Genomic DNA, 16,240 nt, shown 5'->3' with positions numbered 1-16,240 from the left:
GCCTCATGATCACTCGAGTTCTGGTCGCCAACCGGGGCGAGATCGCCCGGCGGGTGTTCGCCACCTGTCGGCGGTTGGGTCTGGGGACCGTCGCCGTCTACACCGACCCGGACGCGGACGCGCCACACGTCGGCGAGGCTGACGCGCGGGTGCGGTTGCCGAACACTAATGACTATCTGAATGCCGGAGCGATCGTCGCCGCCGCGCGTGCGGCCGGCGCGGACGCGGTCCACCCCGGATACGGATTCCTCTCGGAGAACGCCGAATTCGCCGCTGCGGTGCGAGAGGCCGGCCTCACCTGGGTGGGGCCGCCGGTGGACGCGGTGCGGGCGATGGGCTCCAAGATCGAGGCTAAGAAGCTCATGGCCGCGGCCGGTGTTCCGGTGCTCGACGAATTGGACCCTGAGACCGTCACCGACGAGCAGCTGCCGGTCCTGGTCAAGGCGTCCGCGGGCGGTGGTGGCCGCGGCATGCGGGTGGTTCGCGAATTGTCGGCGCTGCCCGGCGAGGTCGAGGCGGCGCGGCGCGAAGCCCAGTCCGCCTTCGGTGATCCGACGGTGTTCTGCGAGCGTTACCTGCCCACCGGGCACCATGTCGAGGTTCAGGTCATGGCCGATACCCATGGCACGGTGTGGGCCGTCGGTGAACGCGAATGCTCGATCCAGCGCCGACACCAGAAGATCATCGAGGAGGCGCCGTCGCCCTTGGTCGAGCGGGTGGCGGGGATGCGCGCCAAGCTTTTCGACGCGGCCCGGCTGGCTGCCAGTGCGATCGGGTATACCGGCGCCGGAACCGTGGAGTTCCTGGCCGATGATGACGGCGAGTTCTACTTCCTGGAGATGAACACCCGGCTGCAGGTCGAGCACCCGGTGACCGAGGAAACCACCGGGGTAGACCTGGTCGAGCTGCAGCTCGCGGTCGCTGCCGGCGGGCGGCTGGAGGCCGAACCGCCTGCGGCCCAAGGGCATTCGATCGAGGCCCGGCTGTATGCCGAGGATCCCGCGCGCGGCTGGCAACCCCAGGCCGGCCCGGTGCACACCATCGACGTGCCGTCGGTTGCCGCCGAGTTCTCCTCGCTGGGACGGCACACCGGGATCAGGCTGGATTCCGGCATTGTCGACGGGTCGGCGGTGTCGATTTACTACGACCCGATGCTGGCCAAGGTCATCTCTTACGCGCCGACGCGCCGTCAGGCGGCGCTAGTGCTGGCCGACGCGCTGGCTCGCACCCGCCTGCACGGCCTGCGCACCAACCGCGAGCTGCTGGTCAACGTGCTGCGGCACCCGGCGTTCCTCGATGGCGCCACCGACACAGCATTTTTCGACACGCACGGCCTTGCGGAGCTGTCCGCAAAGCTGGCCGACTCGGCGACGGTGCGACTGTCGATGATCGCCGCTGCGCTCGCCGACTCCGCACGCAATCGCGCCACCGCAAGCGCGTTCGGTTCGATTCCCGGCGGCTGGCGCAACGTATCGTCGGGCTATCAGGTCAAGGCCTACCGCGACGATAGCGACGCCGAGCACCAAGTCCAATATCGTTTCAGCAGAACCGGATTGGCGCTGCCCGACGATCCGGCGGTGCAACTGGTCTCCGTCGCGCCCGACCAGGTGGTGCTGGATGCGGACGGGGTGGCCTATCGGTTCCTGGTGGCACAGTACGGCCAGGACGTGTACGTCGATTCGTCCCGCGGACCCGTCCACCTGACGGCACTGCCGCGCTTCCCCGAGCCGGGTTCGGCCGTGGAACAAGGGTCTTTGGTGGCGCCGATGCCGGGCAACGTCATCCGGATCGGCGCGGCCGTCGGTGATGCCGTCACCGCCGGTCAGCCGCTGATCTGGCTCGAGGCAATGAAGATGGAACACACCATCACCGCACCGAACGACGGTGTGCTCGCCCAGCTCGACGTCAACGCCGGCCAGCAAGTGGAAGTCGGCACTGTTCTCGCGCGAGTGGAAGCGCCCGACGCAGAAGGAGATTCGTAATGATCGACACCAGCTTCATCGAAAGTGAGGAGCGCCGGGCGCTGCGCAAGGCGGTATCCGAGTGGGCCTCCAACTACGGCAGCGAGTACTACTTGCAGAAAGCGCGCGCACACCAGCACACCGACGAATTGTGGTCGGAGGCAGGAAAGCTCGGCTTCTTGGGAGTGAACCTGCCGGAGGAGTACGGCGGTGGCGGCGCCGGAATGTACGAGCTGTCACTGGTGATGGAGGAGATGGCGGCCGCCGGTAGCGCGTTGCTGCTCATGGTGGTATCGCCCGCCATCAACGGCACGATCATCAGCAAGTTCGGCACCGAAGAGCAGAAGAAACGCTGGATCCCGGCCATCGCCGACGGCTCGCTCACCATGGCGTTCGCGATCACCGAACCCGACGCCGGATCGAATTCGCACAAGATCATCACGACCGCCCGCCGCGACGGCAGCGACTGGATCCTCAAGGGCCAGAAGGTCTTCATCTCCGGAGTCGATCAAGCCCAAGCGGTGCTGGTGGTGGCCCGCACCGAAGAGGCTAAAACGGGCAAGCTGCGCCCGGCCTTGTTCGTGGTGCCCACCGATGCGCCAGGCTTCACCTACACCCCGATCGAGATGGAGCTGATTAGTCCCGAGCGCCAATTCCAGGTGTTCATCGACGACGTGCGGCTGCCGTCCGACGCGCTCGTCGGCGCCGAAGACGCCGCCATCGCCCAGCTTTTCGCGGGCCTGAACCCCGAGCGCATCATGGGTGCGGCCAGCTCGGTGGGCATGGGTCGGTTCGCGCTCAGCAAAGCCGTCGACTATGTCAAGACCCGCAAGGTCTGGTCCACTCCGATCGGCGCACACCAGGGTCTGTCACATCCGTTGGCGCAGTGTCACATTGAGATCGAACTCGCCAAGCTGATGATGCAGAAGGCCGCTTCGCTCTACGACAGCGGCGACGACGTCGGTGCCGCCGAAGCCGCCAACATGGCCAAATATGCTGCGGCCGAAGCGGCTAACCGCACCGTCGATCAGGCCGTGCAGTCGATGGGTGGCAACGGGCTGACCAAGGAGTACGGCGTGGCGGCGATGATGACGTCGGCCCGGCTCGGAAGAATCGCCCCAATCAGCCGGGAAATGGTGCTGAACTTCGTCGCACAGACATCGCTGGGCCTGCCCCGAAGCTACTGATGGCCCCTCTGATGGATAGTCGAGTCGTCGAGTATGCGGGCCCGGGCGAATGCGGCGGTCCGGTCGCGCGGCTGACGCTGAACTCGCCGCACAACCGCAATGCGGTTTCCACCGCGCTGTTGACTCAACTGCACCAAGGGTTGCGTGACGCCGCGGCGGACCCGGCGGTGCGCGTGGTTGTCTTGGGACATACCGGGGGCACCTTCTGCGCGGGAGCGGACCTGTCCGAAGCGGGCGGTGGTGACCCTTACGACGTGGCGGTGGCGCGGGCCCGGGAGATGACCGCCTTGTTGCGCGACATCGTCGAATTGCCGCTTCCGGTCATCGGCGCCATCAACGGGCACGTCCGGGCCGGCGGGTTCGGACTGGTCGGCGCCTGCGACATCGTGGTCGCCGGTCCCCGCAGCACATTTGCGCTCACCGAAGCCCGGATCGGCGTCGCGCCGGCGATCATCTCGCTGACATTGCTGCCCAAGCTGTCGTCGCGGGCCGCCTCCCGCTACTACCTCACCGGCGAGACGTTCGACGCTCACACGGCGGTCCAGATCGGGCTTGTCACGATGGCGGCCAACGACGTGGATGCGACGGTGGCCGGGCTGGTCGCTGACGTCGGCAAAGGGTCGCCGCAGGGCCTCGCCGCCTCCAAGGCCCTCACCACGGCCGCGGTGCTGGCAGCCTTCGACCGCGACGCCGAACGCCTGACCGAGGAGTCAGCGCGGCTGTTCGTGTCCGAGGAAGCCCGCGAAGGCATGCTCGCGTTCTTACAGAAGCGTCCCCCGAGTTGGGTAGCTTCCACCGCTGACGATGCCGGCCGCTGACGAGTGAGCCGAGCCGTCAACCGCGCCGGCCGGCCATGCGGTGTAGCGAACAGAACCCCCCAAGGGGCTGGCCGTCAAACCGCGCGGCGGCCGGAACCGACCCGTGACCAGCAGCTATGCCACACGGAGGTTGCAGTTTAGCCAACCCACTTGCCCTAAGACCTGGACGTCGTACGCTCGTGGGTAATGAGCAACTCCGCTCGACGTGACACGAGGGACGCGCGTGACGAACCGTCGCGCGCGGGCGACACCGATCGCATCATGCTCGCGCAACTGCTGGCCTATGCAGCCGAGCAAGGCCGTCTGCAGCTGAACGACTACGAAGACCGGCTCACTAAGGCCTACGCCGCCACCACATACGAAGAACTGGATCGACTCCGGGCAGACCTACCGGGTGCACCGATAAACCAACGCCGCGGCGGCAAACCCAATCCGGCGCCTTCGACGCTGCTGCTGGCCCTGCTGAGCGGGTTCGAGCGGCGCGGCCGATGGAACGTGCCCAAGAAGCTGACGACGCTCACGCTCTGGGGCAGCGGGGTGCTGGATCTGCGCTACGCGGACTTCACGTCGACCGACGTCGAGATCCATGCGTATTCGATCATGGGCATGCAGACCATCCTGTTGCCGCCGGAAGTCAACGTCGAGATCCACGGCCGCGGGGTGATGGGCGGCTTCGACCGCGAGGTATTGGGCGAAGGTGTCCGGGGCGCTCCGACGGTGAAGATCCGCGGCTTCTCGTTGTGGGGCGGCGTGGCCATCAAGCGCAAAGCCCGCAGGCCCCGCAGGTAGACGGCGAGCAGACGCAAAAGCCCCTCAAAACCACCACTGTTCGGGGCTTTTGCGTCTGCTCGCCGTGCTGAGTGGCCCGCGCGATGGGGGCGTGTAATACTCCGCCCGATGCACCCGAGAGTTGTTATGCCGCAACAGTTGCGGGCGACTCCTGATTCGCTGACGCGAATCGGCAACCAGCTGGCCGACCACGGCGAGTCATTGCTGGCTTTGCAGCTGTCTTGCCTCGGCACGGCCGAGGAAGCGCACCCCGGATGGGTCGGATCGTCGGCGCTGGCGTTGTCGGGACTGCTCGACGGGTGGGCCATGACCAGCACCGCGCACATCGCCCGCTTCGGCGAGCACTCCCGGGGCATGCACTTCGCCGCCGCCGGCTTCCGGCAGATGGAGCAGCGCAACACCGCGGCCCTGGCATGGCCAAGCTGAGCACCGCGGCGAAACCGGGCGATGACACTGACGTTGGCTGACATCGACAGTTGGGACCCGGAGGCGGTCGCAGCCGTGTTCGACGCGGCGACCAAACGCGCCCACGGCACGCGCGTGGCGTCGGCTGCCCTGAGCGACACCGCGCGACTGCTCGACTTCGGTGGTGACGCCGCTGATGCGGCGGAGCTGGCCATCCACCACACCACTGTCATCCTGGACACGCACGCCGACGCCTGCCTGGCGGTCGCCCGGGCAGCGCAGAAGTCGGTCGAGGAGATCATCGTGATCAAGTCGCGGCTTCGAGCGATCAGGCAGACTGCTTGGGAACATGGCCTAACGATCGATGACGCCGCCGGCACCGTCGTTCCGCCGGACGGCTTTCCGTGTTTATCGGCTGCCGACCGCGACCGGATCAGCGAACTGCAATTCGACCTGATGCAACGCATCACCAACCTGCTGGCCGAAGCCCAACGGGCCGACGAAGACCTCGCTGCGGCGATCCGCGGTGCCGAGGGCGATCTGTCTGCCGAGCAAGTTGACGCCCAAATAAGCGGTACCGCAATCGAAGTGGTGCAGATACCAGCAGCGGGCAGTGGTCCCGCTGGGGTCGACAAGTGGTGGCACTCATTGACTCCGGGCCAGCAGGATTGGGTCAAAGAGCGGTACGGGGATAGCATCCGCAACCTCGATGGCATACCCGGCGATGTCCGCAGCGAACTCAATATTCCTGTGCTGCAACGCGAAATCAGACGACTTCAGAACGGCTGGCTCAACACCCACGGCTGGCATACAAACCCGGACAAGCTCGCGGATCTGACTGCGCTGCAACGGGCTTTAACCGGGCAACCGGGCGCACGCCTTATGCTCTTGGATGTCGACGGCGATCCCCGCAAAGTGCTCGCGGCGATCGCTATCGGTGACGTCGACGATGCTGAATGCGTCGGCGTCACCGTCGGCGGTCTCAACACCCGGGTCAGCTCCAGCGTCGAACAAATGGTGCGCGAGGCCGAAGCCCAACGCAACAAGGCAAGCGAATTGCGCAGAGTGGCAAGCAAGCCCGGATACGACGCGGTGGCATCGGTGGTGTGGCTGGGCTACGACGCACCCGACAGCCTCACCGACGTCACCAATATCGAACTGGCGCGCAGGAGCGCAGGTCTGCTGAACAGCTTCTATAAAGCGCTGGCGGCTACCAGCAACGTCGCCGATCAGCGCATCACAGCTTTCGGACACTCCTACGGGTCACTGGTGACCAGTCTGGCGTTGCAGCAGGGCGCGCCGGTCTGCGATGTTGTCTTGTATGGCTCCCCCGGCATCGAACTCAGCGACGTCGCGCAGCTGGGCGTCCAACCTGGACACGCCTACTACCTGATCGGCGTCAATGACCATGTGGCCGACGTGATTCCCGGCTTCGACATCTTCGGTCGCGCACCCCAAGACGTGCCCGGAATGACCGAGCTGTCGACGAGGACGGGTTTGGCCCTGGGTGGACGGTACGGCGACGGACAGGTTCACGAACGGGCATACGGCCATTCGGAATACCCTCGCATCGGAAGCAACGGGGAACTTCGGATGAGCGCCTACAACATGGCGGCGGTGCTGGCCGGGCTGCCTGACGACCTCGTCACGCCCCGCGCGTCGGGCGTGGACCGACTGCCCGGCGGCGCCGGCCCGTACGAGTTGCCGACTGCACCACCGCAACACCAGCTATGAGCGCGCCAGTGAGCGCGAGCAGACGCGAAGTTACCCGACACGCCGTGGTATTAGGCAAGTTTGCTTTCTGCTCGCGGCCGGTTAGCGGTGTCGTCGCGAGCGCAGGTAATCGCCGACTACCGCCGCTCCCAGCCCGTCGAGGTCGGGCACCACAACTCGTCCCTCGACCCGTCGCGCCACCTGGTCGATGAACCGTGCCAAGCCGGGGTCGCTGCCCAGCCGGAAGATCGTGATCTGTGCGCCCAGCCGGGCCATGTCGTCGAACCCGCGCACGGTGTGGGCGATGGTCCGCGGATGCGGTGGGTAGTCAAAGAACACGGCGCTGCCGTCCCCGTCGAAATCCTCCAAATGGGCGGTAGGCTCGCCGTCGGTCACCACCAGGACGACGGGTTGCGCGTTGGGGTGCCGCTTGAGATGACGCCCGGCCAGCGCCAGCGCGTGGTGCAGGTTGGTGCCCTGCTCGTAGACGCCCTCCAAACCGGTCAACTCGGCAGCGGTCACGGTCCGCGCATAGCGGCCAAAGGCGATGATCTGCAAGGCATCTGACCGGAACCTGGTACACACTAAATGATTGAGCGCCAGCGCTGTTCGCTTCATCGGCAGCCAGCGGTTCTCCATCACCATCGAAAATGAGGTGTCCACCAGCAGCGCCACCGCGGCTTGAACGCGAGTCTCGGTCTCGGAGACCTCGACGTCGTCGACGGTGATCTGAATGGCCGAAGTCTGGCCGACCGATCCCGTACCAGCTTGGCGCAGCACGGCATTGGTGAGCGTGCGGGGGATGTTCCACGGTTCGGTGTCGCCGAATTGCCACGGCCGGGTGGCGCCGGTCAGCTCACCCGCCGCTCCGGCGCGACGATGGTCACGCTCACCGCGACGGCCGGAAAGCTGTTGTGCCACATCACGTAACGCGGCTTCGCCCAGCCGTCGCATCGCCTTCGGGGAGAGCCGCCACTGACCGTCGGAACCACGATCGAAGAAGCCCTGGTTGACCAGCGCACGCTCCAGTTCGGCCAAGGTGCGAGCATCGATGGCGGCCTGGTCACCGAGCTGGCGGGCCAGCGCGTCGAGATCGACGTCGTCCATGGTGGCGCCCGGATAGCTTTGCGACAGTTGCTCGGCGAGCTGCTCCAGCTCCCCGATATCGGCCAGCGCCTGCGTGCCTTCGCCCATGCCGAACGGGTTGTCGCCGGAGAAGTCCTCGGATCCCATCCAGTCTTCGCCCGGCCGCGCAGCCTGCAGATGCGCGTCCAGCCGATTCAGTGCCTGCATCAACGCCGGCGACCCAAATGCCTGCTGCGCCAGTGCATCCAGCTCGGCACGCTGTTCGGGACTGAGGCTGTTGCGGAAGCGTTGGGCCGCCGCTGCGCGCTTGGCCAGCGAGTCCAGCAACTCCTCGACGTTGCGCGGGTTCTCCGGGAAGAACTCGCCATGCTTGTCCATGAACTCGTCGAAGTCCTGCTGAGTGTCTTCACCGCGAGAGTGCTTGTCCAACAGGTCGTTCAGGTCGTCCAGCATCTCGTTGACACGCTGGCGGTCGGCGTCGGTGGCTCCTTCCAGCGCCTGCTTCATGCCGGCGAAACGCTGGTCCAGCATCTCGCGGCCCAGCAGATCCTTGATCTGCTCGTACTTTTGGCGGGCCTCGCCGCTGCGCCAGCTGTAATCGGACAGCTCTTGCACGGCCTTGGCCGGCGACGCCGGCAGCGCATCCAACTGCAGTTCGCCGAAGCGCGCGTCGTCGTCCAGAGCCCGGGCCAGCTCCTTGCGTTCGGCCAGTACCGCCTCGTCGAGCAGTTTCTTGATCTCCTGCAGGGTCCCGTCTAAGTTGTTGCGGCGCAATAACTCTCGTCGACGACGGTTGGCCTCCGCCGCCAGCCGGTCGGCACCGGTCAGGTTCTGGGTACCGCGCCGCAGCAGCTCGGACAAAGCCCGGCGCGGCGAGGTGCCCGCCATGACGTCCTGCCCGATCTGCTCCAGCGCCTCGCGCAGATCCACTGGCGGAGCCAGCGGGTCCGGCCCGCCGGTGTACGCCGAGTATCGCGACGAGTGGCCTCGAGCAGCCCCGGGTTTAGCCATAAACCGTTTGGCCCTCCCCGGAGACCTTGTCGATCCGCTTCGCCAGATACAGCGCCTCCAGTGCCAGCTCCAGCGCTGCGGCGCGTTCGCCTTCGGATTCGGCCCGCAGCTTTCTGGCGATACTGTCCACCACGGGCAGCCCCGGAACGGCGGCCAGCACGTTCTTCGCCGACACCCGCTCGCCCGTCGTCACCGTGGAACCGCCTTCGACGGCGGCCACCAAGGAGCCGACGTCGATGCCGCCAAGCACCCGTGACGCGGTGTCAGCGGTCGAACGGCGCAACAGGTGCTCGAGCACCGCCTGTTCGCGGCCTTCCTCACCGGACTCGAACTCGAGCTTGCCGCGCAGCACGTCGATCACCGTGCTTAGGTCGACCACGCGGGCAACCGGGTCGGTCTCTCCCAGCACCGCGCCGCGATGCCGTGCGGAAGCCGCCACCGTCTCGGCCGCCGCAATCGCGAAGCGCGCCGAGACCCCCGAGCGCTGATCGATGGAGTTGGATTCCCGCAGATAACGAGCAAACCGCGCGATCACCTGCATCAAGTAGTCGGGCACCTGCGCGCTCAGGTGCGCCTCCTGAGCGATGACACCCATCTCGGCCTCGAGCTCCAGCGGGTAGTGGGTGCGGATCTCCGCGCCGAACCGATCCTTGAGCGGAGTGATGATCCGACCCCGGTTGGTGTAGTCCTCGGGGTTGGCGCTAGCTACAACAAGTACGTCCAGCGGCAATCTCAGGGTGTAGCCGCGGACCTGAATGTCGCGCTCCTCCATGACGTTCAGCATCGAAACCTGGATGCGCTCGGCGAGGTCGGGCAGTTCGTTGACGGCGACGATGCCGCGGTGCGCCCGCGGGATGAGCCCGTAGGCGATGGTTTCGGGGTCACCGAGGCTGCGGCCCTCGGCGACCTTGACGGGGTCGATGTCACCGACCAGGTCGGCGACGCTGGTGTCCGGGGTGGCCAGCTTCTCGGTGTAGCGCTCGCTGCGGTGCTTCCACTGCACCGGTAGGTTGTCGCCGAGCTCGGCGGCCCGCCGGATCGACTCCGGCGTGATCGGCGTGTAGGGGTGCTCACCCAATTCCGCCCCCGCGATCACCGGCGTCCACTCGTCCAGCAAACCCACCAGCGCCCGCAGCAACCGGGTCTTGCCCTGGCCGCGTTCGCCCAGCAAGACGAAGTCGTGCCCGGCGATCAACGCCCGCTCCAGCTGAGGCAGCACGGTCTCGTCGAAACCCAGGATGCCGGGCCAGACGTTGTCACCGTCGGCCAGCGCGGTCAGCAGATTTTCCCGGATTTCCTGCTTGACTCCCCGCTCTCGATGACCAGCCGCACGCAGCTCGCCGACGGTCCGGGGCAGAAGACTCGGTGACGTCACCACTCCACGCTACGACGAGCGGGCTCAGTACGCGCTACCAACCTGGTCAATGGGCGAAGTGACGAGCTCCGGTGAGGTACAGAGTCACACCGGCTTTGCCCGCAGCGGCTGTCACCTCGTCGTCGCGCACCGAGCCGCCGGGGTGCACTATCGCCTTGACTCCGGCGGCCGCCAGCGTCTCCAGTCCGTCGGGGAAGGGAAAGAACGCATCGGAGGCCCCAACCGCGCCGCGCACCCGGTCGCCGCCACGCTCTACGGCCAGCCGGGCGGCGTCGACCCGGTTGACTTGACCCATGCCTACCCCGACGGTCGCGCCGTCGGCGGCGATCACGATTGCGTTCGACTTGACCGCGCGGCAGGCGCGCCAGGCGAAGACCAGGTCGGTGAGGGTGGCCGGGTCGGCCGGGTCGCCGGTGGCCAAGTTCCAGTTGGCCGGGTTGTCGCCGTGCGCGTCGAGCTGGTCGCGCTGCTGCATGAGCAGTCCGCCGCTGATCGGCCTGAGTTCATGGCCACCGGTCAGCGGCTCGGAAGCCACCAGCACGCGAATGTTCTTCTTGCGCGTCAGCACCTCGACGGCGCCGGGTGCGTAGGCCGGCGCCACGATCACCTCGGTGAAGATGGTGCTGACGTACTCGGCCATCTCGACGCTGACCTCGGTGTTGGCCGCGATGACTCCGCCGTAGGCGCTCAACGGGTCGCATTCGTGGGCCTTGCGGTGTGCGTCTGCCACCGAAACGTCGGAGATGGCGATGCCACATGGGTTGGCGTGCTTGATGATTGCCACGCACGTCTGCTCGTGGTCGAAGGCCGCTCGCCAGGCCGCGTCCGCATCGGTGAAGTTGTTGTAGGACATGTCTTTTCCGTGCAACTGCTCGGCCTGCGCCAGGCCGGGCCAGGCGCTTGGGTCGACATAGAGCGCGGCCTGCTGGTGGGGGTTCTCGCCGTAACGCAACGTCGCCTGGCGACTCCAGTTTCTGGCGAACCACTGCGGGAACTGCGCCTGCGGATGCTCGGATGCCAGAGTTTCCTGCATCCAGCTGGCGACGGCGATGTCGTATTCGGCGGTGCGCTGAAATGCCAGCGATGCCAGCCTTTTACGCTCGGCGAGGGTGAATCCGCCGTCACGCACCGCGGCCAGCACGCCGTCGTATCCGAGCGGGTCGGTGACCACGGCGACGCTCGGATGGTTCTTGGCCGCCGCCCGGACCATCGACGGGCCGCCGATGTCGATCTGCTCCACGCACTCATCGACGCCGGCGCCGGATTCCACGGTCTGGCTGAACGGGTACAGATTGACCACGACGAGCTGGAACGCCTCGATGCCGAGCTCGTGCAGGGCGGCTTCGTGTTCGGGCTTGCGCAGGTCGGCCAGCAGGCCGGCGTGCACGCGTGGGTGCAGCGTCTTGACCCGGCCGTCGAGCACCTCGGGGAAACCGGTCAGCTCCTCTACGCGGGTCACCGGAATACCTTTGTTCGCAATGGTTTTGGCTGTGGATCCGGTCGAGACGATCTCGACGCCGGCTGCGGTAAGGCCCTGCGCGAGGTCTGCCAGCCCGGTCTTGTCGTACACGCTGATCAGCGCGCGGCGAATCGGCTTCTTGTCGGTGCTCATGCTGTGCTCATCCCGGGAGTCGCCTTTCGTCCGATCGTCGCTTTTCCTCCGGCCACCGTCACGCCATGGAGGGCGATCGCGGCCACCACGTCGACAAGCAGCTGGCGTTCGATGACCTTGATGCGTTCATGCAGAGTCTCTTCGTCGTCGCCGTCGAGCACCTCGACGGGTCGCTGCGCCACGATCGGTCCGGTGTCGGTGCCGGCATCCACGAGGTGCACCGTACAGCCCGTGAACTTAACGCCGTAGGCCAGTGCGTCGGCCACCGCATGCGCGCCGGGGAATGCCGGCAGCAGCGCCGGATGGGTATTGAGGATGCGTCCGTCGAATCGTGAAAGGAATTGCGGCCCAAGGATTTTCATAAATCCGGCGGAGACGATCAGGTCGGGCTCGTGGCCTGCGGTGGCTGCGGTGATGGCGGCATCCCACGCGGCGCGGTCGGGGTGGTCTTTCAGCCGGACGGTGAAGGACGGGACCCCCGCCTGGGTGGCGACCTCGATGGCCCGGCAATCGCGATCCACGCCGACCGCGACCACCCGCGCCGGGTAGTCGTCTTGAGCGGCGTTCAGCAGCGAGTTCAGCAGTGAACCGGTGCCCGACGCCAGCACCACCAGCCGCGCCGGTGCACTTGGGGGCACGGGTTCCTGCACACGGGCAGCCTAGTCTGGCGCGGGTGAGTGCCGCTTAGGTGGCCGCAGTCGCGTCGATGCCGCCGGCCTGGCGTTCGGTAATGACGGCCTTCGGTGTGAACTGACGGCTTTCAGTGTGAACTGACGGCTTTCAGTGTGAACTGGGGGCTTTCGGTGTAAAGCCTGGGCGGGAATCAGCGGGAGGCGCTTATTTACGCCCAGGATTCACTTGCAACGCCCAGGATTCACGCGCAAGCCCTGAACAGCACAACCCGACGAGACGCGCCGCTCTGACTAATCCTCGCGATTGCCGGCCGGTTCGTCGTCGGCAGGCGCGTCCTCGTCTACCACCGGGGCGTCCCTGTCGGCAACGGGCACGTCCTCGTCGGCGACGGGAGCGGCCTCATCGGCGCCCGGCTCGTTCGAGGCCGGTTCGTCGAGCTGCTCACCAGGAGCGGCAACGGTTTTCGGCCGTCTGGGCCGGCGCCGAATCCCACCGGCCATCATCACCGTCAGGCCGCCGACGACGGCAAACCAGAAGAAGACCCCGATCACCAGGGTGCCCTGGTCCACGCCGACGTCGCCGAAGTTGCCCAACCGGCCGCTTCCGCCGTACGCCAGCAACGACATCGTCAAAGCCCCGGCGATCGCCGCCACCAGCAGCTTGGCCATTGCCGGAACAAGCAGCAGCCCACGCCTGGCGCATTGCTGACCGACCACCACGCCCGACGACGCACCCACGATCAGCAGGGCGACCCAGGCCGGCCCCAGCTGCGGCGTCGGGAGCGCGGCAAGGATCGGCAATGCGGGGATATCACCACCGAAAACGGTGAACGCACTGAACGTCGCAAAGCCGAGGTGTGCGCTGGACCCAACAGTGACCGCAGCGGTGCCCACAATGACGTTCGGCACGTACAGGATCGACAGCACGGTCAGGCTGAACTGACCGAATATCGAATCGGTGATCCCGTACAAATCCTGCATCGTCGCCCAATGCACAACCAAAGAACCGACCGTCACCACGCCCGAGAGCCCGAACAACGCCAGCACCCCGGCCGTCGCGGCGCGCACCGAGTCGGCCAGCCAATCGGGCAGCGGCGAAGCCGCCAACGCCCGTCGCCCCACCCGCGACCAGATTCCGATCGCAGCACCGATCGCGTGCACCACCAGCACGCTGACGAACGCGCGCAAGGCGCTGGGTGTCTGCAGCTCGGTGAGCACCGACGACGCGTCGTGGATGACCGCCAGGGCGATGGCCGCGAACAGCAGAGGGCCGCCCAGCGCCGACGCGACAACCCACCGGATGACCAGCCATGACGACTGCGGGGAGGTGGCCCGCGCGGTGGTGCGCGCGGTCGCCCACACCATCAACAGGACCGGCAGCAGCGGCATTACGCCCAGCTCGCGGCCGCCGATGGAGATCGGCACGGCATGCACGCCCAACCAGATGCTGGCGATCGCGCCCAAGGCGCCGGTCATGTCGCTGTTGGCGATCAGCAACTGCAGTAACGTGACGGCCGCGATGATCAACAGCGCGATCAAAGCGGGGCCGAATGCGACCCGGACAAGATCACGCGGTTGACGCGTGCCGGCAGCCCGGTAGCCCTCCACCACCCGTGTCACTCTCGGCGCATATGCCTGACTAGACGCGGATGCGTCCGGTTAGGCCGGCGCCGACCCAGGTGACGACTGCTGGCCCTGGCCGTAGTTCTGGGCCTGCTGGCCGCCGGGCGGATTCGAGTAGTTGACCGTTGCCGAACCCGCGTCGGAGCCGCTACCCGCGTTGGCCGATGGCGGCGGTCCATAGCTGGGGAAGCCGGTGGGCGGCGTGGTGGGTGTCTGAAAGGTGGGCTGGGGTCCGGACTGCCCGGCGGCCTGGTGCCCGGACTGCGCGGCAGGCTGCGGTCCGGACTGGGCCGACGGCGCGGCGCCGAATCCCCCGGTCGACGGATTCGAGCCGGAGGTCGGGATGACGGACTGCGTTGCCATGTTGCCCTGGCTCGGCGGCTGGCCCTGTCCGGGGCTTGAGCCGTAGCCGCCATAGGGCGACCCGTACCCGCTGGGCGGCGCCTGCTGCGGCGACTGGATTCCGGGTTGAGCCTGTTGGGCCGGCTGACCGTAGTACGGCTGCTGCCCATACTGCTGCTGGCCGTATTGCCCGTACTGGCCGTATTGCTGCTGATAGGGGTCGTACTTGGGGCGCGGCGGCGGCATGGTGATCACGCCGGACTCCAGCAGGAGCGCAGCGGCGGCGGAGGCCGCCTGAAGGAAACTGAAAGCCAGGATCAGCCACAGTCCCCACGGAGTAGAGCCGTTGTCGGGCGCGTTAACGGTCTCTGAGATCGCCAGCAGGAAGCCGAGTACCGAGATTGCGGTGATCACGCCCAGATGGGGCTTCGCCTTGGGCACTAGGCCGACGGCAGCGAGCAGACCCGCCAGCAGGGCGGCGACGACGGACTGCACCCCGCCACCGGGGCCGAAACTCGCGAAGTAGGCCGCCAGGCCGAGGCCCACCACGGCGAAGCCCAGATACAGCGGAAGTTTGTTTTCACCGGGTTCCTTGGCGAAATCGGGAGTGGCCGGCTGTGCGGCGCCGCCGTAGGACCCGGAAGGTTGCTGCGCGGGTGGATATCCGGGACTACCGGGCGAGTAGGTCATTGACTTTCCTCCTGTTGCTTCCCAGGCTGGCCGCGTTTGCGTGGCGACGTGATTCGACCAACAACGCTAGCGCACGTTGGAGTGCCGGTGCTGGGGCGCTCAACCCCCGCTTGCCCGCCGCAGGTAGAACACGTTCTAATTCTGTTCATGGATTACGGGCTAGTGCTTTTCACCAGTGACCGCGGCATCACTCCGGCGGCAGCCGCAAAGCTTGCCGACGACCACGGCTTTCGTACTTTCTACGTGCCAGAACACACGCACATTCCGGTCAAACGAGAGGCGGCCCATCCGACGACGGGTGACGAATCGCTGCCCGATGACAGGTACATGCGCACGCTGGACCCGTGGGTGAGTTTGGGCGCGGCGTGCGCGGTGACATCGCGAGTGCGGCTGTCCACCGCGGTGGCGCTGCCCGTCGAGCACGATCCGATCACGCTGGCGAAAAGCATCGCGACGCTTGATCATCTGTCCGGCGGAAGGGTCAGTCTGGGCGTTGGGTTCGGTTGGAACACCGACGAGCTCGCCGATCACGGCGTGCCGCCCGGGCGACGGCGCACGATGTTGCGCGAGTACATCGAGGCGATGCGGGCCTTATGGACGCAGGAGGAGGCCGCCTACGACGGCGAGTTCGTCAGGTTCGGGCCGAGCTGGGCGTGGCCGAAACCGGTGCAAACGCACATTCCGGTGCTGGTGGGCGCGGCGGGGACGGAAAAGAACTTCAAGTGGATCGCCCGCAGCGCCGACGGGTGGATCACCACCCCGCGCGACTTCGACATCGACGAGCCGGTGAAGTTGCTGCAGGACACCTGGGCCGCCGCCGGGCGGGACGGGGCCCCGCAGATCGTGGCCCTGGACTTCAAGCCGGTACCCGAGAAGCTGGCCCGCTGGGCCGAACTCGGCGTCACCGAGGTGCTGTTCGGGTTGCCGGATCGCCCCGAAGCCGAGATCGCTGCCTACGTGGAGCGACTGGCCGGCAAGCTGGCCGCGTCGGTGTAG

At 66.8% G+C, this 16,240-nt stretch carries 13 protein-coding genes; 7 read left to right on the top strand and 6 right to left on the bottom strand.

Features of this window, described 5'->3' with window-relative positions:
• The first annotated feature begins 5 nt into the window (after positions 1 to 5).
• The 6 genes from A9W99_RS04160 (at position 6) to A9W99_RS26410 (ending at position 6,894) form a co-directional block, all read left to right on the top strand.
• Entirely contained in the window at positions 6 to 1,982 is a 1,977-nt protein-coding gene (locus tag A9W99_RS04160; protein WP_067373865.1) for a biotin carboxylase N-terminal domain-containing protein, read from the top strand.
• The gene (locus tag A9W99_RS04155; protein WP_067373862.1) at positions 1,982 to 3,148 is read left to right on the top strand and encodes an acyl-CoA dehydrogenase family protein; all 1,167 of its coding nucleotides are present in this window, start codon (positions 1,982 to 1,984) and stop codon (positions 3,146 to 3,148) included. Before A9W99_RS04160 ends, A9W99_RS04155 begins: the two co-directional genes overlap by 1 nt.
• An 11-nt stretch (positions 3,149 to 3,159) precedes the next feature.
• Positions 3,160 to 3,966: an enoyl-CoA hydratase family protein gene (locus tag A9W99_RS04150; RefSeq protein ID WP_067373859.1), complete on the top strand. Its 807-nt coding sequence runs from the start codon at positions 3,160 to 3,162 to the stop codon at positions 3,964 to 3,966.
• Between the two features lie 186 nt (positions 3,967 to 4,152).
• Positions 4,153 to 4,755: a DUF1707 domain-containing protein gene (locus A9W99_RS04145; protein WP_067373856.1), complete on the top strand. Its 603-nt coding sequence runs from the start codon at positions 4,153 to 4,155 to the stop codon at positions 4,753 to 4,755.
• A gap of 108 nt (positions 4,756 to 4,863) precedes the next feature.
• Positions 4,864 to 5,181 carry a hypothetical protein gene (locus A9W99_RS04140; protein ID WP_253869574.1) on the top strand — a complete coding sequence of 106 codons (318 nt, stop codon included), beginning with the start codon at positions 4,864 to 4,866 and terminating at the stop codon, positions 5,179 to 5,181.
• A gap of 21 nt (positions 5,182 to 5,202) precedes the next feature.
• The gene (locus A9W99_RS26410; RefSeq protein WP_156622928.1) at positions 5,203 to 6,894 is read left to right on the top strand and encodes an alpha/beta hydrolase; all 1,692 of its coding nucleotides are present in this window, start codon (positions 5,203 to 5,205) and stop codon (positions 6,892 to 6,894) included.
• 81 nt (positions 6,895 to 6,975) lie between these two features.
• On the opposite strand, the gene A9W99_RS04130 is transcribed toward A9W99_RS26410, so the two are convergent.
• From A9W99_RS04130 to A9W99_RS04105, 6 genes are all read right to left on the bottom strand, one after another.
• Entirely contained in the window at positions 6,976 to 8,970 is a 1,995-nt protein-coding gene (locus tag A9W99_RS04130; protein WP_082929813.1) for a VWA domain-containing protein, read from the bottom strand.
• Positions 8,963 to 10,348: an ATP-binding protein gene (locus tag A9W99_RS04125; protein WP_067373850.1), complete on the bottom strand. Its 1,386-nt coding sequence runs from the start codon at positions 10,346 to 10,348 to the stop codon at positions 8,963 to 8,965. Before A9W99_RS04125 ends, A9W99_RS04130 begins: the two co-directional genes overlap by 8 nt.
• 43 nt (positions 10,349 to 10,391) lie before the next feature.
• Positions 10,392 to 11,957: a bifunctional phosphoribosylaminoimidazolecarboxamide formyltransferase/IMP cyclohydrolase gene (purH, locus tag A9W99_RS04120; RefSeq protein ID WP_067373847.1), complete on the bottom strand. Its 1,566-nt coding sequence runs from the start codon at positions 11,955 to 11,957 to the stop codon at positions 10,392 to 10,394.
• Positions 11,954 to 12,607 carry a phosphoribosylglycinamide formyltransferase gene (purN, locus tag A9W99_RS04115; protein ID WP_067373845.1) on the bottom strand — a complete coding sequence of 218 codons (654 nt, stop codon included), beginning with the start codon at positions 12,605 to 12,607 and terminating at the stop codon, positions 11,954 to 11,956. Before purN ends, purH begins: the two co-directional genes overlap by 4 nt.
• 273 nt (positions 12,608 to 12,880) lie before the next feature.
• Positions 12,881 to 14,209 carry a DUF6350 family protein gene (locus A9W99_RS04110; RefSeq protein WP_172828803.1) on the bottom strand — a complete coding sequence of 443 codons (1,329 nt, stop codon included), beginning with the start codon at positions 14,207 to 14,209 and terminating at the stop codon, positions 12,881 to 12,883.
• 39 nt (positions 14,210 to 14,248) lie between these two features.
• Positions 14,249 to 15,244, bottom strand: coding sequence for a DUF5336 domain-containing protein (locus A9W99_RS04105; RefSeq protein ID WP_067373842.1), 996 nt, complete (start codon positions 15,242 to 15,244; stop codon positions 14,249 to 14,251).
• Positions 15,245 to 15,391: 147 nt separating this feature from the next.
• Here A9W99_RS04105 and A9W99_RS04100 point away from each other — a divergent pair, with 147 nt between their 5' ends.
• Positions 15,392 to 16,240 carry an LLM class F420-dependent oxidoreductase gene (locus tag A9W99_RS04100; protein WP_067373840.1) on the top strand — a complete coding sequence of 283 codons (849 nt, stop codon included), beginning with the start codon at positions 15,392 to 15,394 and terminating at the stop codon, positions 16,238 to 16,240.

This window comes from Mycobacterium sp. 1164966.3 (assembly GCF_001665395.1).
GTDB lineage: Bacteria > Actinomycetota > Actinomycetes > Mycobacteriales > Mycobacteriaceae > Mycobacterium.
This window is presented reverse-complemented; position numbering and strand designations above follow the sequence as displayed.